Annotated in this window: 18 protein-coding genes; 6 read left to right on the forward strand and 12 right to left on the reverse strand. The window is 67.9% G+C overall.

The window, feature by feature from the left end; translation table 11 throughout:
- The first annotated feature begins 79 nt into the window (after positions 1-79).
- From C1927_RS12040 to C1927_RS12065, 6 genes are read left to right on the forward strand one after another with little or no spacing between them, the layout of a single operon-like run.
- A complete protein-coding gene (locus C1927_RS12040; RefSeq protein WP_108746811.1) occupies positions 80-2,065 on the forward strand; it encodes a TonB-dependent receptor in 1,986 nt (661 codons plus the stop codon).
- A 2-nt stretch (positions 2,066-2,067) separates the two neighbouring features.
- Complete coding sequence (locus C1927_RS12045) at positions 2,068-2,607, forward strand: DUF2478 domain-containing protein (RefSeq protein ID WP_108746812.1); 540 nt, start codon at positions 2,068-2,070, stop codon at positions 2,605-2,607.
- Complete coding sequence (locus C1927_RS12050) at positions 2,568-3,641, forward strand: iron ABC transporter substrate-binding protein (RefSeq protein ID WP_254051470.1); 1,074 nt, start codon at positions 2,568-2,570, stop codon at positions 3,639-3,641. Before C1927_RS12045 ends, C1927_RS12050 begins: the two co-directional genes overlap by 40 nt.
- Complete coding sequence (locus C1927_RS12055; protein ID WP_108746813.1) at positions 3,641-4,657, forward strand: iron ABC transporter permease; 1,017 nt, start codon at positions 3,641-3,643, stop codon at positions 4,655-4,657. Before C1927_RS12050 ends, C1927_RS12055 begins: the two co-directional genes overlap by 1 nt.
- Positions 4,654-5,424: an ABC transporter ATP-binding protein gene (locus C1927_RS12060; RefSeq protein WP_108746814.1), complete on the forward strand. Its 771-nt coding sequence runs from the start codon at positions 4,654-4,656 to the stop codon at positions 5,422-5,424. Before C1927_RS12055 ends, C1927_RS12060 begins: the two co-directional genes overlap by 4 nt.
- A gap of 2 nt (positions 5,425-5,426) precedes the next feature.
- Positions 5,427-6,227 carry a class I SAM-dependent methyltransferase gene (locus tag C1927_RS12065; RefSeq protein WP_108747839.1) on the forward strand — a complete coding sequence of 267 codons (801 nt, stop codon included), beginning with the start codon at positions 5,427-5,429 and terminating at the stop codon, positions 6,225-6,227.
- Positions 6,228-6,302: 75 nt separating this feature from the next.
- On the opposite strand, the gene C1927_RS12070 is transcribed toward C1927_RS12065, so the two are convergent.
- From C1927_RS12070 to C1927_RS12125, 12 genes are all read right to left on the reverse strand, one after another.
- A complete protein-coding gene (locus tag C1927_RS12070; RefSeq protein ID WP_079222078.1) occupies positions 6,303-6,971 on the reverse strand; it encodes an ATP-binding cassette domain-containing protein in 669 nt (222 codons plus the stop codon).
- Positions 6,961-7,644 carry a molybdate ABC transporter permease subunit gene (gene modB, locus C1927_RS12075; RefSeq protein WP_108746815.1) on the reverse strand — a complete coding sequence of 228 codons (684 nt, stop codon included), beginning with the start codon at positions 7,642-7,644 and terminating at the stop codon, positions 6,961-6,963. The genes C1927_RS12070 and modB overlap by 11 nt, the downstream gene beginning before the upstream one ends.
- 3 nt (positions 7,645-7,647) lie before the next feature.
- Positions 7,648-8,391, reverse strand: a complete 744-nt coding sequence (gene modA, locus C1927_RS12080) for a molybdate ABC transporter substrate-binding protein (RefSeq protein ID WP_079225244.1) — start codon at positions 8,389-8,391, stop codon at positions 7,648-7,650.
- Positions 8,392-8,410: 19 nt separating this feature from the next.
- On the reverse strand, positions 8,411-9,187 hold the full coding sequence (locus C1927_RS12085) for a helix-turn-helix domain-containing protein (RefSeq protein ID WP_079222080.1): 777 nt from the start codon (positions 9,185-9,187) through the stop codon (positions 8,411-8,413).
- 11 nt (positions 9,188-9,198) lie between these two features.
- On the reverse strand, positions 9,199-10,413 hold the full coding sequence (locus C1927_RS12090) for a coproporphyrinogen III oxidase (protein WP_108746816.1): 1,215 nt from the start codon (positions 10,411-10,413) through the stop codon (positions 9,199-9,201).
- A 130-nt stretch (positions 10,414-10,543) separates the two neighbouring features.
- Positions 10,544-11,875 (reverse strand): nitrate/nitrite transporter, encoded by a 1,332-nt coding sequence (locus tag C1927_RS12095; RefSeq protein ID WP_108746817.1) that lies wholly within the window; start codon positions 11,873-11,875, stop codon positions 10,544-10,546.
- 24 nt (positions 11,876-11,899) lie between these two features.
- A complete protein-coding gene (locus tag C1927_RS12100; RefSeq protein WP_108746818.1) occupies positions 11,900-12,805 on the reverse strand; it encodes a peptidylprolyl isomerase in 906 nt (301 codons plus the stop codon).
- Between the two features lie 3 nt (positions 12,806-12,808).
- Complete coding sequence (narI, locus tag C1927_RS12105) at positions 12,809-13,516, reverse strand: respiratory nitrate reductase subunit gamma (RefSeq protein WP_079222084.1); 708 nt, start codon at positions 13,514-13,516, stop codon at positions 12,809-12,811.
- Positions 13,513-14,193, reverse strand: a complete 681-nt coding sequence (gene narJ, locus C1927_RS12110; RefSeq protein ID WP_079222085.1) for a nitrate reductase molybdenum cofactor assembly chaperone — start codon at positions 14,191-14,193, stop codon at positions 13,513-13,515. Before narJ ends, narI begins: the two co-directional genes overlap by 4 nt.
- Positions 14,190-15,740: a nitrate reductase subunit beta gene (narH, locus tag C1927_RS12115; protein ID WP_108746819.1), complete on the reverse strand. Its 1,551-nt coding sequence runs from the start codon at positions 15,738-15,740 to the stop codon at positions 14,190-14,192. Before narH ends, narJ begins: the two co-directional genes overlap by 4 nt.
- Positions 15,740-19,483: a nitrate reductase subunit alpha gene (locus tag C1927_RS12120; protein ID WP_108746820.1), complete on the reverse strand. Its 3,744-nt coding sequence runs from the start codon at positions 19,481-19,483 to the stop codon at positions 15,740-15,742. The genes narH and C1927_RS12120 overlap by 1 nt, the downstream gene beginning before the upstream one ends.
- 87 nt (positions 19,484-19,570) lie before the next feature.
- Positions 19,571-20,989, reverse strand: a complete 1,419-nt coding sequence (locus C1927_RS12125; RefSeq protein WP_108746821.1) for a NarK family nitrate/nitrite MFS transporter — start codon at positions 20,987-20,989, stop codon at positions 19,571-19,573.
- Between the last annotated feature and the right edge of the window lie 138 nt (positions 20,990-21,127).

The following is a 21,127-nucleotide window of genomic DNA, read 5'->3' on the forward strand; positions in this document are numbered from 1 at the left end:
CTACCCCGGTCGGTCATCAAGTTGACCCCTGCCAACCGTTATATCATCGTGGATATAACGAACCCGAGGACTCGCGAGGATGCGTACCTGTCGTTTCGTTCTACCCCTGTCGGCCCTGCTGCTCCCTCTCTCCGCACATGCCCTCGAGGCGGCCGCGCCGCCCCCGGTATTCACCCTGGGCACGGTTGACGTGCACGCCACCCGCGGCACGTCGGCCACCGTGGCCGAGCGCCGCCTGGATGCAGAACGCATCCAGCAGCTGGACCGCAACACCGTCGGCGAGGCCGTCAGCGTGCTGCCCGGCGTCAGCCTGGCCCGCAACTCGCGCAATGAGGACATGGTCTACCTGCGCGGCTTCGATGCACGCCAGGTGCCGGTGTTCCTGGATGGCATCCCGTTGTACGTGCCCTACGACGGCTATGTGGATTTCGGCCGCTTCACCACCTTCGATCTCGCCGAGATCCAGGTCGCCAGCGGTGGCGCCTCGCTGCTGTATGGCCCCAACATCCTCGGCGGTGCGATCAACCTGGTCAGTCGCCGCCCCGACCGTCCGTTCGAAGGCGATGTGCGCCTGGGCATCGCCGATGGTGGCGAGCGCAAGGCGGCCTTCAACCTTGGCGGCCGCCAGGGCGACTGGTACTACCAGCTGGGCGCATCGATCCTGAAGGCCGATGAGTTCCCGCTGCCCGACGGCTTCGTCGATTACAAGCGCGTACCCACCGACACCGGCAGCGAGCGCCAGAATGCCCAGCGCGAAGACCGTCGCCTGTCGTTCAAGCTCGGCTACACGCCGCGCGAAGGCGATGAGTACGCCATCGGCTATGCACGCCAGGACGGCGAGAAGGGCAACCCGGTCTACACCGGCACCGCGCGCAGCGGCATCCGCTACTGGCGCTGGCCCTGGTGGGACAAGGACAGCCTGTACTTCATCGGCAACACCGCCCTGGGCGAACACACCACCCTGCGCACGCGCGTCTACCGCGATACCTACGGCAACGGCCTGGACGCCTATACCGATGGCACCTACCAGGTGGCCATGGACAACGCCAGCTTCCCCAGCATCTACGACGACCGCACCGTCGGTGGCTCGGTCACCCTGGCCACTACCGTGCTGCCGCGCCAGGAACTGCAGCTGGCCGTGCACTACAAGGAAGACAAGCACAGCGAGAGCAACCCGCATTCGCCGACCAAGGAGTACCGCGATGTCACCACCTCGGTGGCCATCGAAGACCGCATCGCGCTCACCGATACCTCGCACCTGCGCGTGGGCATCGGCCACGACCGCCGCGAGGCCAAGCGCGTGTACTTCTGGCCGACCGGCAGCACCGACGCCACCAACGGCGTGGTCGAGTACGTGCAGCAGATGGCGCCGGACCAGCAGTGGTACGCCAGCGTCGCGCGGCGCACGCGCTTCCCGACCATCAAGGACCGCTATTCGGCGCGCATGGGTGCGGCCCTGCCCAACCCGGACCTCGCCCCCGAGCACGCCACCCATTTCGAACTGGGCCTGCGCGGGCGCTGGTGGGAAGGCGGCCAGCTGCAGGCCGCGCTGTTCCAGAGCCGCATCGATGACCTGATCCAGACCGCTATCGTGGCCTCGACCGACTGCGGCGGCAGCACCTGCAACCAGGCGCAGAACATCGGCAAAGCCCGCCACCAGGGCGTGGAACTGGGCCTGCAGCAGCGCTTCGGTGATGACTGGAACCTGCAGGGCAGCTACACCTGGCTGCGCCGCACCAACCTGCAGAACCGCGACGTCGCCCTGCTCGACAGCCCGCGGCAGCGGCTGTTCATGGCGGTTGGCTGGCAGATGCTGCCGCAGGTCAAGCTGCAGGCCACGGTGGAAGCCGAACAGGGGCGCAAGGTCAGCTACGCCGACACCGCGCGCCCGGTACGTGCCCTGCCCGGCTACGGCATCGTCGGCCTGAAGGCCAGCTGGGCCCCGCGTGACGCCTTGGATTTCGACGTCGGCGTGCGCAATATCGGCGACAAGTGGTATGAGCTGGCCGATGGCTACCCGATGCCCGGCCGCACCTGGTTCGCCAACGCCAACTGGAGGTTCTGAGCATGGGCACCACCCCGACACCGCGCATCGCCGCGATCGTGCATGACCACAGCGGCGAACCCGATGGGCTGCTGGCCGCGTTCGCCGCGCGCCAGCTGGCTGCCGGGGTGCGCGTGCGCGGGCTGGTGCACCTGCCACACGAACCCACTGCCAACGGCAAGCGCATGGCCCTGATGGACGTGACCGACCCCGGCTCACGCTACCCCATCAGCCAGGCGCTCGGCCCGGCGTCGTGCGGCTGCAATCTGGACCCGGGCGGCATCGCCGATGCCAGCGTCGTACTGCGTCGTGCCCTGCAGGAACCTGCCGAGCTGGCCATCGCCAACCGCTTCGGCACGCTGGAATCGGAAGGCGGCGGCATGGCCGACGAACTGCTGGCGCTGATGATGGCCGACATTCCCGTGTTGACCGCAGTGAAGCTGCCCTATCTGCAGGCCTGGCGCGAGTTCACCGGCGGGCTGGCCGCCGAACTGCCCGCCGACGCCGATGCACTGGAGCGCTGGTGGAAGGCCTGCCGCAGCGCACCGGTGGCGGCGGCATGAGGCGGCGTGCGCTGCTGCAGGCCTTCGCGCTGGCACCCTTGCTGGCCGCCAGTGCAGAACTGCTGGCGATGCCCGCCCAGCGCGTGCTGCGCCTGGGTGCGCCGAAGGCCACCCCCAGGCGTGTGTTCGCCGCCGGTCCGCCGGCCGCCGTGCTGATCGCCGCCGTGGCGCCGGACCGCCTGCTCGGCTGGCCGATGAAGGTTTCGCCGGATGCCCTGGCGCAGTTACCGGCATCGCTGCGCACCCTGCCCGTGGTCGGCCGCCTGGCCGGCCGTGGCAGCACCGTCAGCCTGGAACGCCTGTTGTCGATGCAGCCGGACCTGGTACTGGACGCCGGGGATTTCGATGCCAACTATCGCGACGGCGCCGAGCGCGTCTGGAAGCAGACCGCCATCCCCTTCGAGTTGATTGCAGGCCGGCTGCCCGACCATCCCGCGCAGTTGCGCCACGTCGGCACACTGCTGGGCGTACCTGCGCGCGGCGAAGCGCTGGCCAAGGCCGCAGAGGCACAACTGGCACTGGTGCGCGAGGTGCTGGCCGCGCGTCCGCCCGCATCCCGCCCCACTGTCTACTACGGCCGCGGCAGCGATGGCCTGGAGAGCGGCTTGTCCGGCTCCATCAATACCGAGGTGATCGAATTCTGTGGCGGCCGCAACGTGGCGGCGAGTGCCGGCAGCGGAGGCTTGGCGCGCGTGTCGTTCGAGCAGCTGCTGGCCTGGGACCCGGACGTGATCCTGACCCAGGATGCCGGCTTTGCTGCACGCGCCGTACAGGATCCGCGCTGGCGCGCCCTGCGCGCGGTACGCGAGGGGCGCCTGCACTGCGCGCCGGTGCTGCCGTTCGGCTGGCTGGACGGTCCACCGGGCATCAACCGCCTGCCGGGCCTGCCCTGGCTGCTGTCCAAGCTGCACCCCGGCGCAGCGCCGGCACTGGCACCGGCCGCACTGCGCGCGCGGCTGGCTGCACTGCATCTGCTGCTGTGGGGCCAACCGTTGCCCGCCGACATCGCACGCCACCTGGACACGCGCAGCTGATGCGGCGTCCGCTTCCTGGTTGGGCCTGGCATGTGGGTGGCTGGGCATTGTTGCTGGCGATGCTGCTGGCGGCGTTCTCGGTCGGCCAGTTCCCCGTGCGGCCCGGAGCGCTGCTGCAGGCCATCGGCTGGCAGCTGTTCGGCATCGGCGAGCCCAGTCCTCCGGCAGTGCAGGCCGCGCTCTGGCATATCCGCCTGCCGCGCGTGCTGGCCGCGGTGCTGATCGGCGCGGTGCTCTCTGCTGCCGGCGCGGCTTACCAGGCCATGTTCCGCAACCCGCTGGTCTCGCCGGACATCCTTGGCGTCTCCGCTGGTGCCGGCCTCGGCGCTTCGCTGGGCCTGTTCCTCGGCCTGCCGATGCTGCTGGTCCAGGGCATTGCCTTTGCGGGTGGGCTGGGTGCGGTCGGCCTGGTCTGCATGGTGGCCGCGCTGGTGCGCCGGCATGATCCGGTGCTGGTGCTCGTGCTGACCGGCGTAGCGGTTTCCGCACTGCTGGGCGCGGGCATTTCGCTGCTGAAGCTGCTGGCCGATCCGTACACCCAGCTCCCATCCATCACGTTCTGGCTGCTGGGCGGCCTCAACGCGGTGGTCACCGATGATCTGCGGGTAACCGCGCCGCTGCTGCTGATCGGCGTGCTGCCGCTGCTATTGCTGCGCTGGCGGGTCAACCTGCTCAGCCTGGGCGACGAGGAAGCCAGCGCACTGGGCGTGGCGGTGACGCCGCTGCGCTGGACCTTGATCGCGGCGGCCACGCTGTGCACCGCCGCGGCGGTTTCACTGGCGGGCATCATCGGCTGGGTCGGGCTGGTGGTTCCGCACATCGCCCGCCTGCTGGTCGGCGCGGACTTCCGCCGCCTGCTGCCGGCCAGCCTGCTGCTGGGCGCCAGCTTCCTGCTGGCGGCCGACACGCTGGCACGCATCGTGGCGCCGATCGAACTGCCGCTGGGCATCCTCACCGCCTTCGTCGGTGTGCCCTGCTTCCTGCTGGTCCTGGCGCGCAGCGAGCGTCGCGCATGAGCCCGGCCCCGTCGCTGCTGAATGCAGACGCCCTGGTGATCGGCCATGCCGGGGTGGCACTGGGCGCACCGTTCGCGCTGTCGGTGCAGCCGGGCGAAGTGATGTGCCTGCTCGGCCCCAACGGCTGCGGCAAGACCACCCTGTTCCGTACCCTGCTCGGGCTGCTGCCGCCGGTAGCCGGCGAGGTACGCCTGCTGGGCCAGCCGCTGCGCGGGCTTGACCGCGCCACACGCGCGCGGCGAATGGGTTACGTGCCCCAGGCCGCGCCACTGCCGTTTGCCTGGTGCGTGCGCGACGTGGTGGCGATGGGTCGCGCTGCGCACCTCGGCCTGCTGGCCGCACCCGGCCGCGCCGATGAAGCGATCGCCGAAGACTGCCTGCGCGAACTGGGCCTGCAGGCGCTGGCCGACCGCACCGTGACCACCCTCAGCGGGGGCGAACGGCAGCTGGTGCTGATCGCCCGCGCCCTGGCCCAGCAGGCGCAGCTGCTGGTGATGGACGAACCCACCGCCAGTCTCGATTTCGGCAACCAGCTGCACATCCTCGATACCGTGCGCCGCCTGGCCGGGCGCGGCATCGGCGTGCTGCTGTCCACCCATCAACCGCAGCACGCGCTGCAGGTGGCCGATCGCATCGCGCTGATGTCGGCGGGCAGCCTGACGGCGCTCGGTCGCGCGCAGGAGATCGCCACGCCCGCGCGGCTGGCCGCCCTCTATGGCGTCGATGCTGCCCGTGTCGCCGCCGCACTTCCCGCTTCTGGAGCATGATCGTGAACACCCCGCTTCCCGCGCCCATCGACCACAGTGCCCGCTACCGCCAGCACCTGCTGGCCTGCGGCTTCCAGCCCAAGCCCGCCAGCGCCTGGGACGCGCGGGCGGCACAGTCCAGCTGGAAGCGCCGGCATGATGACTACAGCGAGGCCTTCCTCGCCCGGCTCGATCTCACTGGCATTGCCACCGTGCTGGACGTGGGCTGCGGTCCCGGCCTGCTCAGCCTGCCCATCGCCGCGCAGGTGGAGCAGGTGCATGCGCTGGACTACAGCAGCGGCATGCTCGATGGACTGCGCGCGGCCATCGCTCGCGACGGCGTGGGCAATGTCACGCCGTGGCCGCTGTCCTGGACCGATGACTGGCAGGCCGTGCCGCGCTGCGGCCTGGCTATTGCCTCGCGCTCGCTGATGGTGCCGGACCTTGAAGCCGCACTGCGCAGGCTGGATGCACATGCACTCCAGCGCGCCTGCATCACCTTCGCCACCGGCCCGCGCGCCGGTGTCACGGAACTGGCCGAGCTGCTGGGCCGCGAATGGGTGCCGATGCCCGATCACCGTTACCCCATCAACATGCTGCTGGACATGGGCCGCGAGCCGCAGGTGGACTACCTGCCCGAATCGGTGCGCGACGTGGACCAGGATGCCGATGGCCTGGTGCGCCAGGCGGTTGACCTGTTCGGTGTGCTGGATGAGGACGAGCAGGAGCGCGTGCGCGCCTGGCATGCGCGTTCGCCGCAGCATCGGTTCGGCATGGCACCGACACGGCGCTGGGCCTTCATCCAGTGGGCGACGGACTGCTGACCGGTAGCGCCGGGCCATGCCCGGCGGTTATCCACCGCGCTACGCGCTCGCCGGGCGTGGCCCGGCGCTACCGGGTCAATCGCTGACGATGCGGCCGTCAACGACGCGGGCCACCTGCTGGCCGAATACTTCGACATCGCGCGGGTCGTGGCTGATCAGCAGCAGCGGAATGCCCGTCTCATCCAGCACCGCTTCCAGCTCCTGGCGCAGGTGCTGGCGCAGATCGTGGTCCAGTGCAGCGAACGGTTCGTCCAGCAGCAGCGCCTGCGGCTGGGTCACCAGCGCCCGTGCCAGCGCCGTACGCTGACGCTGGCCGCCAGATACCTGCGACGGCAGCAGATCGGCCACGTGGTCGATGCGGAAGGCCTGCAGCCAACGCTCCACCGCATCATTGCGTACGGCGCGGCGAGGATTGAGCCAGCCGCGGTGCAGCCCGAACGCCACGTTCTGCCGCACACTCAGGTGCGGGAACAGCGCGTAATCCTGGAACACATAGCCCAGCCGGCGTTGCTGCGGTGGCAGGTTCACCCCCGCGGCACTGTCGAACAACACCTGGCCCTGCAGCCGCACGTGGCCGTGCCAAGGCCGCAGCAGGCCTGCCACGGCCTTCAGGGTCAGGCTCTTGCCCGCACCGGACGGGCCGAACAGCACCACCTGGCGCTGCCGGCACTGCAGCGCCACGTCCAGCACGAACTGCGGGCTGGCCGCCTGCATCGGCCGGTGAACCTGCAGATCAAGCCACATCGCGCAGCTCCTGCCGGCGCCCGCCTACCAGGCGCGCGGCCAGCAGCAGGATCACGATGCACACCACCGAGGTCAGGATCACCAGCGCATTGGCCTTGCCATCCTGCCCGGCCTGCACCGCTTCATAGATCGCAATCGAGAGCGTCTGCGTGCGGCCGGGAATGCTGCCCGCCACCATCAACGTCGCACCGAACTCGCCCATCGCCCGCGCGAACGCCAGCAGCAGGCCGGCCAGGATGCCGCGCCAGGCCAGCGGCAAGGTGATGCGGAAGAACACCGCGGCCTCGGACACGCCCAGCGTGCGTGCCGCATTCTCGAGCTGGCCATCCACGCCTTCGAACGCGGCGCGGGCCGGCTTGAACACCAGCGGCAGCGAGGCCACCGCTGCGGCTATCACCGCCGCCTGCCAGGTAAACACCAGATTGATGCCGAACCACGACTGCAGCCACACGCCTATCGGACCGTTGCGGCCGATCAGCACCAGCAGGTAGTAGCCCAGCACCGTGGGCGGCAGCACCATCGGCAGGGTCAGTATCGAATCCAGCAGTTCACGGCCAGGGAAGCGCCTGCGCGCCAGCAGCGCACCCAGCGCAACGCCCAGCACCAGGTTGATCGCGGTGGCCCAGCCGGCCACCTTCAACGACAGGCCCAGGGCGCTCCAATCCAGATCCATGCCTCAGGGCTTGCCGAATCCGTGCTTGACCAGGATCGCCTGGCCCTGCGGCGAGCGCACGAAGGCCGTGAAGCGCTTTGCTTCGGCCGGCTGCGTGCTGGCCTGGACCACCGCCAGCGGATAGGCGATGCGACCGGCGACCGGCACTTCAAACGCGCGGCGCACGCGGTCGGGCATGGCCTGCGCATCGGTGGCGTAGACGAAGCCCGCATCCACTTCACCGCGCGCCACGTAATCCAGCGACTGGCGCACGTTCTGGGTGGTGATGGCCTTGCCCTGCACCGCCGGCCACAGCCCCGCCTTTTCCAGCGCACCCTTGGCATAGCGGCCCACCGGCACGCTGTCAGGGTTGCCCAGCGCGATGCGCTGCACGCTGCCGCCCGCCAGATCCTTCAGGGCACGCGGGGCGGCCTTGGCCTGCGGCGGCACCACCACCCACAGCGCGTTCACCGCAAACACCTCGCGGGTGCCGGGCGCCAGCAGCTTCTGCTGTTCGGCCTGGTCCATCGTGGTCTCGTCGGCCGACGCAAACACATCCACCGGCGCACCGCGGCTGATCTGCTGCAGCAGCACCCCCGACGCGGCGAAGTTGAAATCAACCTTGGTGCCCGGGTGCGCCTTCTCGTAGGCCGCGCCCAGTTCGCGGAAACTCTCGGTCAGGCTCGACGCCGCCGACACCGTCAGGTCGGCGGCCCATGCCGGCAGTGCGGCCAGCAGGCCCAGCAACAACAGTCCAGCACGTTTCATCATCGGCTCCCGTCAGGATTCAGTCTGGTTCGGATTCGTCGGCCACCGCCAGGGCGGCCAGACGCTCAGGTTGCAGCAGCAGGATCTCACGCTGTTTGACCGCGATCACACCGTCGTCGCTCAGGCGCCGCAGCACGCGGCTGGCAGTCTCCGGCGCCATGCGCAGGTAGTTGGCGATCTCGGTGCGGGCCATGGTCAGGTTGAAGCGCGTGGCGGAAAAACCACGGCGCGCGTAACGCTCGGACATGTCCAGCAGGAACGCGGCCATGCGTTCCTCGGTGCGGTGGTTGGCGGCCAGCGTGGCGACCTTGCCGATCTCCGCGCTGAGCAGGCTGAACAGTTTGGCCTGCAGCCCGGGCATGCGCGTGGCCAGCAGGCTCAGCTTCGGGAAGGAGATGCGGCACAGGTGCACCGTGTCCAGCGCTACGGCATTGCAGGGGAAGCGCGAACCATGAATGGCATTGAGGCCGATCACTTCGCCGGGCAGGCTGAAACCGAGCACCTGCTCGTTGCCCTGGCTGTCATCGACGAAGGTCTTGACCATGCCCGCGCGCACCGCGGCGATCGAATCGAACTGTTCACCGGCACGGAAGATGTAATCACCCGCGTGGAACGGGCCGACATGATCCACCAGCACGTGCAGGTCACCCAGCGCGGTCTTGTCGTAGCCCTGCGACATGCAGGCATCGGAAAACGCGCAGGTGCTGCAGAAATGCAGGGCGTCGCCATCATCGGCGGCGGCGGGGTTCGGCGTGGCCTGGCCGAGGCGGCCGCGGGAAGGCGGAGTCAAGGACATCGAAGCGACACTCAAGCGATGGCGGCCGCCGGCCGGAAACATGCCGCCATCATACGCCACAGCAGGTGCCCTTCTTCGGCCAGGCGCAGGACGCGCCCGTCCCAGTGGGCCCAGCCGCGCGCCAGCAGCGGATCCAGGGCCGGCAGTGCATCGGCGAAGCACGCATCAAACGCGACGCCATTGCGCCATTCAAACGCCGCGGCATCGACGGAATGGTCGCAGGCGATGCTCTGCGCCACCTCGGACGACAGTCGCTCCTGTTCAGACAGGATCAGGCCAGCCGTCACCCCCATCTGTCCAGACTGCAGGCGCGCCTGCCAGGCCTGCAGGTCGTCTTCCAGCCGGTAGAACACCTCGCCGATCTGGCTGCAGGCCGCCAGGCCCAGGCCGACGAAGTCGCTGCGGTCACGGCGTGGCACGCCGGCCAGGTCGCAATGGCGCTGCCCATCGCCCGGCCCGTTCGGGTCCGGCAGGTCGCCGCGCTGGTAGTGGTCACCGCCGATGGCCACGTAGCCGGCGTCGCGCAGCAGCCGCCAGGTCTGCAGCCACGCATCGGCAGCGGGCCGTTCGGGCACGGCACACGGTGCCGGCAACAGGATGCGTTCCGGTGCCTCGGCCAGGACTTCATGCACGCGCTCGATGAAGCCACCATCCTCCGCCGACGGCACGCGGAACTGGTAGTAGCGCGCAGTGAACCCGACCTGGCGCGACTGTGCCAGCAGGGTTGGACCCGGCGCATCAGCACGGTCGATCACGTTGAAACGGGTGCAGCCCACGGCGCGGAGCTGCGCCGGTGCCAGCGTGCTGCCGGCATCCACGCGGACTTCCACCTGCGGCCGGGCCACGGTGCGCAGCTGCTGTGGCACCGCATCCAGCAACTGGCCCAACGCCACCGGCACCAGCACCTCGGCCAGGCCGAGCTGCAGCACCATGGCCACCACCTCGCGATCATCGGCCAGTGCATCGGCCTGGCGCCGCAATGCGGCCAGCAGGGTATCCAGATAGCCGGACGCGGCTGCCGCCTGCCCTGCCCGACCGGCCTGGAAGCCCAGGGTCAGCCCGCGCGGGATCAGGTGCTCGTTGCTGGCGCGCAGGGCGCCGCGCCATCCACTTTCGCCGAAGCCGGCACTGAACTGGTCGGCCGCCGGGAACAGCACGTGGCCGGGTTGCCGCAGCAATGCTGCCTGCAGCGCGGTGTCCTCACTCGGGTCGACGTGGAAGCTCATGGCAGACATCTTCGGGCGTCCCTCTTCGCGTTGCCCTGATTGAAATCAAGCGTGGTGCATCGGTGGATACATGCCGGCCAGCAGCCGGCATGCGCACCCGGCAGTGCCGGCCGCTGGCCGGCAAACCCGGCTACCTGCCACGCGAACGATCGGCCGCAGCCGCATCGATGGCTTCGGGCAGATCGGTCTCGCGGTCGATCTGCGGGAAGTGGCGACGCTCCATCCGGCGGATCGCGAAGTGCATCCATGCCAGCGCCGTGGCCACCAGCACGAACAGCAGCATGAAGCAGCTGCTCCAGATGCCCAGCGCATCGTTGAGCGCGCCGAACACGATCGGCAGGATGAAGCCACCCAGCCCACCGATCATGCCCACCACACCGCCTACCGCGCCCACATGGTGGGGGTAGTAGACCGGAATGTGCTTGTAGACCGCTGCCTTGCCCAGCGACATGAAGAAGCCCAGCACGAACACCAGCACGGTGAACATCACCACGCCGATGGCCAGGTGGAAATGGATCGGGCCATGGATGCCCTTCACCACGTATTCGGTATCCGGGTAGGCCAGCAGGAAGGTGCAGATGGCCGACACGCCGAAGGTCCAGTACATCACCCGCCGTGCGCCGATCCGGTCCGACATCCAGCCACCGACCACTCGGAACAGGCTGGCCGGGATGGAGTAGCAGGCCGCCAGCATGCCCGCATGGCCCACGTCCATGCCGTAGGCACCCACCAGGTAGTGCGGCAGCCACAACGCCAGCGCCACGAAGCCACCGAACACGAAGAAGTAGTACAGCGAGAACCGCCAGACCTGCAGGTTCTTCAGCGGAGCCATCTGCTCGGCGAACGGCACCGGCTTGACGCCGTCGCGGCGGCGCTGCTCGAGCGAAGGATCTTCCTTGCTGAACAGGAAGAACAGAATGGCGGTGACCGCCAGGGCCACCGCCCAGACCTTGGCCACCATGGTCCAGCCGGCCGCCACCATCACCAGCGGCGCCAGCAGCTTGGTCACCGCGGCGCCGATGTTGCCGGCGCCGAAGATGCCCAGCGCCGTACCCTGCTTGCTGGCCGGGAAGAAGCGCGAGACATAGGCCACGCCCACCGAGAAGTTGCCGCCGGCAATGCCCACGCACAGCGCGGCGAACAGGAACTGGGGGTAGGTGTGGGCGTAGGTCAGCATCCAGGTCGCCACCGCGCCACACAGCATCACCAGTACCATCACCTTGCGGCCGCCGAACTGGTCGGACCAGATGCCGAGGAAGACCCGGCTGATGGAACCGGTCAGCACCGGGGTGGCGATCAGCAGGCCGAACTGGGTGTCGCTCAGTCCCAGCTGCTCGCTGATCTGGATGCCGATGATGGAGAAGATCATCCATACCGCGAAACACACGGTGAAGGCGAACGTGCTCAGCCACAGCGCACGCTGCTGCTGCCCGGCACTGGCGGGGGCGAGGACCTGGTTCATGCAATCTCCTTTCTCAAGGGTCGGTCAGCCGTTCCCGGCTTCGGCTTCGGCTTCGATCTCGTCCAGCCCGCGCACCGGGTAACGTTCCTGCAGCTGCAGCAGGTAGGCCTGCACCTCGCGCTGGCGCACCTGCAGTTCCAGGTAGTCGCGGATCTGCGGCAGCACCGCCTCGAAAGGCTGCGGCTGGCCGTCCTCACGGGCGTCGATGCAGACCACGTGGTAGCCCCAGCGTGATTCCACCGGGAACCCCGCCAGGCCCTCGCGCAGGCGGAACACCTGGCGGTCGAACTCCGGCGTGGTCTGCCCGCGCTGCAGCCAACCAAGGTCGCCACCATCGCTGCTGGAGGGGCACCGCGAGTGGCGCAGGGCGAAATCAGCAAACAGGTGCGGGGCCTGCTTCAACTCCGCCACCAGCCGCTCGCCTTCGTTGCGTGCGTCCAGCCGCCCGGCCACGTCGTCAGCCGGTGCCGCCAGCAGGATATGGCGCAGGCGCACGCGGTCTGGCGAGCGGAAACGTTCGGGGTTCTGTTCGAAATAGCGCTGGCAGTCCTCGTCGGTGGGTACGCGGTCTTCGATCGCGTCCTCGATCAGCTGCTGGATCAGCACTTCCTCGTCACTCACCCGGCCGCCCTCCTGCGCCTGCAGGCCCAGCCGCCGCACCTCCAGGCGCAGCAGCTCGCGCACCACCAGCGCACGCGCCGCCTCGGCCCGCGACTGCTCCGGGCGCATCGCCCGGTGGTGCTGCATCTCGCGGGCGATGTCGGCCTCGCTGATCGCGGTCTCGTCCACGTACAGCCGGCACGGCGCCGGCTGCCCGAGCGAGCGCGGCCCCTGCTCCGCTGCGTCGTGGTGGTGCGAATGGGCCTCGGCCGGAACCGGGGCATTGGAGTCGATCACGGTGATCGGCAGGAACTTCGGCAGGCTGCCCATGGCTTACTCCCGCGGACCGTAGCGCAGCGGGGCCTGGCGGCGGCGCACCACCTGGTACGGCCGCCACAGGTAGCTGATCGGAATGCTCCACACGTGCACCAGGCGGGTGAACGGTGCGATCAGGAACAGGGTCAGGCCCAGGAAGATGTGCATCTTGTAGACCCAGCTGACGCCCTCGATGTAATCGGCGGCGCCGGCACGGAAGGTGACGATGTGCTGTGCCCATTCGGCCAGCTGCACCATCACGCCCCCGTCCAGGTGGCCGGACGAGATGCGGATGCTGTACAGGCCCAGGCACAGCTGGGCGAACAGCAGCACCAGCACCAGCGTGTCACCGAAGCTGCCGGTGGCCCGCACGCGCGCGTTGAACAGGCGGCGCACCAGCAGGATGCTGATGCCGATGAAGCAAAGCGCACCGAACACGCCGCCCACCACCATCGCCAGCATCTGCTTCTGTGAGGAGGTGATGAAGTGCTCGTACACCGCATGCGGGGTCAGCAGGCCCACCAGGTGGCCACCGAGAATGGCCAGGATGCCGATGTGGAAGCAGTTGCTGCCGATCCGCATGCCCTTGTCCGACAGCATCTGGCTGGAGCCGGTGCGCCAGGTGTACATGGCCTTGTCGTAGCGGGCCCAGCTGCCGATCAGCAGCACTGCCACGGCGATGTACGGGTAGTACTGGAAGGCGAATTGATGAAGGTAGTAGTTCATGGCTGGACCTCACGGTGCACGGGACGCCCGGGCGAGCGCGTCGGTGGCTTGCAGTCTTCGGCAGGGGCTTCGGCGCCGAAGCGCACCGCCTCCTCTTCCCACAACCGGTCCATCGCCTCGGCCGTGTCGTCGCGGGGTTCTTCGCTGGCGCGCTGCCGCAGCGCCTCCAGGTTGACCTTGCCGTCGCCGGCCTCCACCAGGATCTCCAGCAGCGGTACGTGCGGCAGCGTGCGTTCGGCCGCACGCGCGGCCAGCATGCCGGCGATATGGCCGATATGGTGCAGCCATTCGCGGGCCTCCTCCTGTGGCCGGTGGGCCAGGAATTCCAGCAGCAGCGGCAGGTAATCCGGCAGCTCGCGCGCATCCAGCTCGAAGCCGGCACGGCGGTAGGTTTCCACCAGATCGACCATGGCCTGGCCGCGGTCACGCGATTCGCCGTGGATGTGTTCGAACAGCAGCAGGCTCATCGAACGGCCCCGGTCGAACGTCGCCAGCCAGGCCGCCTGCGCGTCCAGCGGGTCACTGTCCAGCAGTTGCTGCACGAAGCCGCGCAGCTGCTGGCGGCGGGCGGCGGGGAGTGCCGCCTGGTCACAGGCAGCCAGCAGTTCGTCGCCGTGCTGCCAGAGTTCATCACGGGGGTAGTCCAGCAGTACCCCGACCAGCTTGAGGACGCTCATTCCACCACCTCCTTGCGGCGCCGGTGGTTGGGCCCGTTGTTGACCACGAAGGTGGTGGCCTTGCGCTGCCCGAACAGGTCGGCCGGGCTGTCACCGTTGCAGCCGTTGCCGAAGGTGAAGCCGCAGCCACCACGCTCACCGAAGGCGTCGTTGGCATACTCGCGGTGGCCGGTGGGAATCACGAAACGATCCTCGTAGTTGGCGATGGCCAGGTAGCGGTACATCTCCTCCACCTGGGCGATGCTCAGCCCCGCCTGGTCCAGCACGGCGGTGTCCTCCACGCCGTCCACGTTCTTGGCCCGGCGCCAGGCGCGCATCGCCATCAGCCGTTCCAGCGCACGCACCACCGGGGCTTCGTCGCCGGCCGTGAGCATGTTGGCCAGGTAGCGCACCGGAATGCGCAGCGACGCCACGTCCGGCAGCTCGCCGCTCATGCCGATGCGGCCGCGCTCGGCGGCGGACTGGATGGGCGACAGCGGTGGCACGTACCAGACCATCGGCAGCGTGCGGTATTCCGGGTGCAGCGGCAGGGCCAGCTTCCAGTCGATGGCCAGCTTGTACACCGGCGACTGCTTGGCCGCTTCCAGCCAGCTGTCCGGGATGCCTTCCGAGCGCGCAGCGGCGATCACCGCCGGGTCTTCGGGGTCCAGGAAGATGTCCAGGTGGGCCTGGTACAGGTCCTTCTCCGCAGCCACCGAGGCGGCCTCGGCGATGCGGTCGGCGTCGTACAGCATCACGCCCAGGTAGCGGATGCGGCCCACGCAGGTTTCCGAGCACACCGTCGGCTCACCCATCTCGATGCGCGGGTAGCAGAAGATGCACTTCTCGGATTTGCCGCTCTTCCAGTTGTAGTAGATCTTCTTGTAAGGACAGGCCGACACGCACATGCGCCAGCCACGGCACTTGTCCTGGTCGATCAGCACGATGCCGTCTTCCTCGCGCTTGTAGATCGCACCGGACGGGCACGCCGACACGCACGCCGGGTTCAGGCAGTGTTCGCACAGGCGCGGCAGGTACATCATGAAGGTCTTCTCGAAGGCGCCGTAGATCTCCTTCTGCACCTCGTTGAAGTTGTAGTCGCGCGAGCGCTTGCTGAATTCCGAGCCGAGGATCTCCTCCCAGTTCGGGCCCCACTCGATCTTCTGCATGCGTTCGCCGCTGATCAGCGAACGCGGCCGCGCGGTGGGCTGGTGCTGGCTGTCCTTGGCGGTGTGCAGGTTCTGGTAGTCGAAATCGAACGGCTCGTAGTAGTCGTCGATCTGCGGCAGGTCCGGGTTGGCGAAGATCTTGGCCAGCATCCGCCAGCGCCCGCCGGCACGCGGCACCAGCTTGCCGGCGCGCGTGCGCACCCAACCGCCGTTCCACTTGTCCTGGTTCTCCCACTCCTTCGGGTAGCCGATGCCCGGCTTGGTTTCCACGTTGTTGAACCAGGCGTATTCGACGCCCTCGCGCGAGGTCCAGACGTTCTTGCAGGTGATCGAGCAGGTATGGCAGCCGATGCACTTGTCCAGGTTCAGCACCATCGCGATCTGTGCACGGACTTTCATCACACCACCTCCTTCGCAGCCGCAGGAACAGCCTCACCATCCAGCCAGTCGATCTTGTCCATCTTGCGGACGATCACGAACTCGTCGCGGTTGGTGCCGCAGGTGCCGTAGTAATTGAAGCCGTAGGCCAGCTGCGCGTAGCCGCCGATCATGTGGGTGGGCTTGAGCACGATGCGGGTCACCGAGTTGTGGATGCCGCCACGGGTGCCGGTGATCTGCGAACCCGGCACATTGATGATGCGTTCCTGGGCGTGGTACATCATCGCCATGCCCGGCATCACGCGCTGGCTGACCACCGCGCGCGCCGCAATCGCACCATTGACGTTGAACAGCTCGATCCAGTCGTTGTCGACGATGCCGGCACTGCGCGCGTCATCCTCGCTCAGCCACACTATCGGACCGCCGCGCGACAGCGTCTGCATGATCAGGTTGTCGCTGTAGGTGCTGTGGATGCCCCACTTCTGGTGCGGGGTGATCCAGTTCAGCACGATCTCCTTGTTGCCGTTCGGGCGCTGGTTCAGCAGCGGCTCCACCGTGCGCGTGTTGACCGGCGGGCGATAGCTCATGAACGCCTCGCCGAAGTCGATCATCCACTCATGGTCCTGGTAGAACTGCTGGCGGCCGGTCACCGTGCGCCACGGGATCAGCTCGTGCACGTTGGTGTAGCCCGCGTTGTAGCTGACGTTGTCGTCCTCCAGGCCCGACCAGATCGGCGAGGAGATGATCTTGCGCGGCTGCGCCTGGATGTCACGGAAGCGGATCGCCTCGTGTTCCTTGCCGACCGCCAGGTGGGTGTGCTCGCGGCCGGTGAAGCTGCCCAGCGATTCCCAGGCCTTCACTGCCACGTGGCCGTTGGTTTCAGGCGCCAGGTGCAGGATGACTTCGGCTGCGTCGATGGCGGTGGAAATGGCCGGACGGCCCTGGCTGACCCCCTCGTCGAGCACGGTATGGTTGAGCTTGCCGAGGAAGTCGATCTCGTGCTTCGTATCCCAGTTCATGCCCTTGCCGCCGTTGCCCAGCTTGTCCAGCAGCGGGCCCAGCGAGGTGAACTTGCGGTACAGATTGGGGTAGTCACGCTCGACCACGGTCATCGACGGCATGGTCTGCCCCGGGATGGCCTCGCACTCGCCCTTCTTCCAGTCGGCCACGCCGAACGGCATGCCCAGTTCGTTGGGCGTGTCGTGCAGGGTCGGCACCAGCACCAGGTCCCTTTCAACGCCCAGCACGCCCGGTGCCATGTCGCTGAGGGTACGCGCCACGCCCTTGAAGATGTCCCAGTCGCTGCGCGATTCCCAGGCTGGGTCCACCGCCTTGGACAGCGGGTGGATGAACGGGTGCATGTCCGAGGTATTGAGATCGTCCTTCTCGTACCACGTCGCCGTCGGCAGCACGATGTCCGAGTACAGCGCCGTGGTGCACATGCGGAAGTCGAGCGTGACCAGGAGGTCGAGCTTGCCTTCCGGCGCCTCGTCGTGCCACTTCACTTCCTGCGGCTTGATCGCGCCCATCTCGCCCAGGTCCTTGCCCTGCAGGCCGTGGCGCGTGCCCAGCAGGTGGCGCAGCATGTATTCATGGCCCTTGCCCGAGGAACCGAGCAGGTTCGAGCGCCAGATGAACATCATCCGCGGGTGGTTCTGCTGCGCATCCGGGTCGGCGAAGGCGAAGTCCAGCGAGCCATCCTTGAACTTGCCCAGCGCGTAGTCGGCCGGGGCCACGCCGGCCGCCTCGGCCTCGCGCACCAGCTGCAGCGGGTTGCGGTCCAGCTGCGGGGTGCTGGGCAGCCAGCCCATGCGCACCGCGCGCAGGTTGAGGTCGGCCAGGCTGCCGCTGTACTTGCTGGCATCGGCCAGCGGCGAGAGCAGCTCATCCACCTGCAGCTTCTCGTAGCGCCACTGCCCGGTGTTGAAGTAGAAGAACGACGTGCCGTTCATGTGCCGCGGCGGGCGGCTCCAGTCCAGGCCGAAGGCCAGCGGCTGCCAGCCGGTCTGCGGGCGCAGCTTTTCCTGGCCCACGTAATGCGCCCAGCCGCCACCGGTCTGGCCCACGCAGCCGCACATGATCAGCATGTTGATCAGGCCGCGGTAGTTCATGTCGTTGTGGAACCAGTGGTTCATGCCCGCGCCGACGATGATCATCGAACGGCCGTGGGTCTTGTCGGCGGTGCGGGCGAACTCACGGGCGATCTCGATCACCTCGGCACGCGACACGCCGGTGATGCGCTCCTGCCAGGCCGGGGTGCCCGGCACCATGTCGTCGAAGCTGGTGGCCACGTTGCCGCCGCCGAAGCCACGGTCCACGCCGTACTGGGCCAGCAGCAGGTCGTAGACCGTGGCCACCAGGGTGTCACCGCCTTCGGCCAGGGCCAGGCGACGCACCGGGATGTTGCGTTCAAGCACCTCCTCGGCCGGGGCTGCGGTCCAGCCGTCGGTCTCGATGCCGCCGAAGTACGGGAAGCTGACCGCTTCGATACCCTCGTGGCCGTCGGCCAGGCTCAGCCGCAGGCGCGTATCGGCGCCGTTGCTTTCCTTTTCCTCGATGTTCCACTTGCCCTTCTCGCCCCAGCGGAAGCCGATCGAGCCGTTGGGCACCACGATCTGGCCGCTGCTCTCGTCGTAGGCCAGGGTCTTCCAGTCGGGATTGTTGGCTTCGCCCAGGCCACCCAGTTCGCTGGCGCGCAGGAAGCGGCCCGGCACCAGCCGGCCATCCTCGCGGCGCTCCAGGCGCACCAGCATCGGCATGTCCGAGTACTGGCGGCAGTAGTCCTGGAAGTACTGCGAGGGCGAATCGACGTGGAACTCGCGCAGGATCACGTGGCCGAAGGCAAACGCCAGCGCTGCATCGGTGCCCTGCTTGGGGTGCAGCCAATGGTCGGTCAGCTTGGCCAACTCGGAATAGTCCGGGCAGATCGCCACCGTCTTGGTGCCGTTGTAGCGCGCCTCGGTGAAGAAGTGCGCATCGGGCGTGCGCGTCTGCGGCACGTTCGAGCCCCAGGCGATGATGTAGCGGCTGTTGTACCAGTCGGCCGATTCGGGCACGTCGGTCTGTTCGCCCCAGATCTGCGGCGAGGCCGGCGGCAGATCGCAGTACCAGTCATAGAAGGACAGGCAGGCGCCGCCCAGCAATGACAGGTAACGCGCGCCGGCCGCATAGGACACCATCGACATCGCCGGAATGGGCGAGAAACCGACGACGCGGTCCGGCCCGTACTGCTTCACCGTGTACAGGTTGGAGGCGGCGATGATCTCGTTGGCCTCTTCCCACTGCAAGCGCACGAAGCCGCCCATGCCGCGGCGGGTCTTGTACGAGCGCGCCTTTTCCTTGTCCTCGACGATGCTGGCCCAGGCATCCACCGGGGCCTTGCTCCTGCGGGCTTCGCGCCACAGGCGCAGCAGCGTGCCGCGGATCAGCGGGTACTTCAGGCGGTTGGCGCTGTACAGGTACCAGGAATAGCTGGCGCCACGCGGGCAGCCACGCGGTTCATGGTTGGGCAGGTCCGGGCGCGTGCGCGGGTAGTCGGTCTGCTGGGTTTCCCAGGTCACCAGGCCGTTCTTGACGTAGATCTTCCAGCTGCACGAACCGGTGCAGTTCACCCCGTGGGTGGAGCGGACGATCTTGTCGTACTGCCAGCGCTGGCGGTAACTGTTTTCCCAGTCACGGCCCTCGCTCTTGGCAAAACCATGGCCATCGGCAAAGGTTTGGGGTTCACGCTTGAAGAACTGCAAGCGATCGAGGAAATAACTCATCGTGGATCTCCCTTTGCGGACATCGGCATCGTGGCTGGGGTGTTCATTGGCTTCGGTGCATTGCTCGGGTTGTCAGCGTGGCTGCCCCTAGCAGGGGGTTTCAGCACCGCGCCGGTAGTACCACCACCAGGTCACGGCCAGGCAGGTGAAGTAGAAAGCGATGAATCCGTACAGCGCCATGTCCGGGCTGCCGGTCAACGTGATGGACGAGCCGTAGCTCTTGGGAATGAAGAAGCCGCCGTAGGCACCGATTGCGCCGGAGAAACCGACCACGGCGGCCGACTCGATGCTGGCCTGGTGCCCGGCAGCGGCCTTGCCCTCGGCGCTGTCATTGGCCGCCCAGCGCTCGTGCAGGGTGCGGAAGATCACCGGGATCATGCGGAAGGTGGTGCCGTTGCCGATGCCACTGAGCACGAACAGCGCCATGAAGCTGAGCAGGAAGCCGTTGAAGTTGCCGCCCTGGCCGTCGCTGGGCAGGAAGTGCAGCACGCCGAACACCGCAGCGATCATCAGCGCGAACACCCAGAAGGTCAGGCGTGCGCCGCCCCAGCGGTCAGCCATGCTGCCGCCGACCGAGCGCATCAGCGCGCCCAGCAGCGGGCCGATGAAGGCGTAGGTCAGCGGATTCACCTCCGGGAACTGGCTCTTGACCAGCATCGGGAAGCCGGCCGAGAAGCCGATGTAGGAACCGAAGGTGCCGATGTACAGCCAGCACATCAGCCAGTTGTGCTTGCGGCGGAAGATCACCGCCTGCTCGGCGAAGGATGAGCGCGCACTGGTCAGGTCGTTCATGCCGAACCAGGCCGCGACCGCGCAGACGATGATGGCAGGCACCCAGATGAAACCGGCGTTCTGCAGGTACAGCGCCGCGCCCCCGTCCACCACCGGCTGCGGTGCGCCACCCAGCGCACCAAACACGCCCACGGTGATGACCAGCGGCACGACCGCCTGCGCCACCGACACGCCCACGTTGCCCAGCCCGGCGTTCAGGCCGAGCGCCAGGCCCTGCTTCTGCTTGGGGTAGAAGAAGGAGATGTTGGACATCGAGGAGGAGAAGTTCGCCCCGCCGAAGCCACAGAGGATGGCGATGACCACGAACACCCAGTACGGGGTGGCCGGGTTCTGCACGGCAAACCCCAGCCAGATCGTGGGCGCCAGCAGCGAGGCGGTGGACAGCGCCGTCCAGCGGCGGCCACCGAAGATCGGGATGACGAAGGAATAGAAGATGCGCAGCGTGGCGCCGGACAGGCTGGGCAGCGCCACCAGCCAGAACAGCTGGTCGGTGCTGAAGGGGAAGCCGATCTTAGGCAGGCTGATGGTCACCGCCGAGAACAGCACCCAGACCGCGAAGGCCAGCAGCAGCGAGGGGATGGAGATGACCAGGTTGCGGGTGGCGACCCGCTTGCCGGTGCGTTCCCAGTAACCGGCGTCTTCCGGCATCCAGTCGCTGATGACGCGGCCGGATCGGGCAGTGCTGGGGACAACAGGATCGCTACCGACGGTCATACATGGCTCCAAGGCTGTGGAATGACGTGGGTACTGCTTTCAAGTTGTAACCCGTCGTCACGCAGCCATTAGGCCGGGCATTGCCCTCGACGGGGTTGATCTGGATCAATCAGGGGCCGGTATCCACCCTGCCCCTGA

It is taken from the genome of Stenotrophomonas sp. ZAC14D1_NAIMI4_1 (genome assembly GCF_003086775.1).
Taxonomy (GTDB): Bacteria; Pseudomonadota; Gammaproteobacteria; order Xanthomonadales; family Xanthomonadaceae; genus Stenotrophomonas.

What these genes read in the sequence shown, in the direction of transcription:
- C1927_RS12040 (WP_108746811.1), top strand. Translation starts at nt 80, where the DNA reads ATGCGTACCTGTCGTTTCGTTCTACCCCTGTCGGCCCTGCTGCTCCCT.
- C1927_RS12045 (WP_108746812.1), top strand. Translation starts at nt 2,068, where the DNA reads ATGGGCACCACCCCGACACCGCGCATCGCCGCGATCGTGCATGACCAC.
- C1927_RS12055 (WP_108746813.1), top strand. Translation starts at nt 3,641, where the DNA reads ATGCGGCGTCCGCTTCCTGGTTGGGCCTGGCATGTGGGTGGCTGGGCA.
- C1927_RS12060 (WP_108746814.1), top strand. Translation starts at nt 4,654, where the DNA reads ATGAGCCCGGCCCCGTCGCTGCTGAATGCAGACGCCCTGGTGATCGGC.
- C1927_RS12070 (WP_079222078.1), bottom strand. Translation starts at nt 6,971, where the DNA reads ATGTGGCTTGATCTGCAGGTTCACCGGCCGATGCAGGCGGCCAGCCCG.
- modB (WP_108746815.1), bottom strand. Translation starts at nt 7,644, where the DNA reads ATGGATCTGGATTGGAGCGCCCTGGGCCTGTCGTTGAAGGTGGCCGGC.
- modA (WP_079225244.1), bottom strand. Translation starts at nt 8,391, where the DNA reads ATGAAACGTGCTGGACTGTTGTTGCTGGGCCTGCTGGCCGCACTGCCG.
- C1927_RS12085 (WP_079222080.1), bottom strand. Translation starts at nt 9,187, where the DNA reads ATGTCCTTGACTCCGCCTTCCCGCGGCCGCCTCGGCCAGGCCACGCCG.
- C1927_RS12090 (WP_108746816.1), bottom strand. Translation starts at nt 10,413, where the DNA reads ATGAGCTTCCACGTCGACCCGAGTGAGGACACCGCGCTGCAGGCAGCA.
- C1927_RS12095 (WP_108746817.1), bottom strand. Translation starts at nt 11,875, where the DNA reads ATGAACCAGGTCCTCGCCCCCGCCAGTGCCGGGCAGCAGCAGCGTGCG.
- C1927_RS12100 (WP_108746818.1), bottom strand. Translation starts at nt 12,805, where the DNA reads ATGGGCAGCCTGCCGAAGTTCCTGCCGATCACCGTGATCGACTCCAAT.
- narI (WP_079222084.1), bottom strand. Translation starts at nt 13,516, where the DNA reads ATGAACTACTACCTTCATCAATTCGCCTTCCAGTACTACCCGTACATC.
- narJ (WP_079222085.1), bottom strand. Translation starts at nt 14,193, where the DNA reads ATGAGCGTCCTCAAGCTGGTCGGGGTACTGCTGGACTACCCCCGTGAT.
- narH (WP_108746819.1), bottom strand. Translation starts at nt 15,740, where the DNA reads ATGAAAGTCCGTGCACAGATCGCGATGGTGCTGAACCTGGACAAGTGC.
- C1927_RS12120 (WP_108746820.1), bottom strand. Translation starts at nt 19,483, where the DNA reads ATGAGTTATTTCCTCGATCGCTTGCAGTTCTTCAAGCGTGAACCCCAA.
- C1927_RS12125 (WP_108746821.1), bottom strand. Translation starts at nt 20,989, where the DNA reads ATGACCGTCGGTAGCGATCCTGTTGTCCCCAGCACTGCCCGATCCGGC.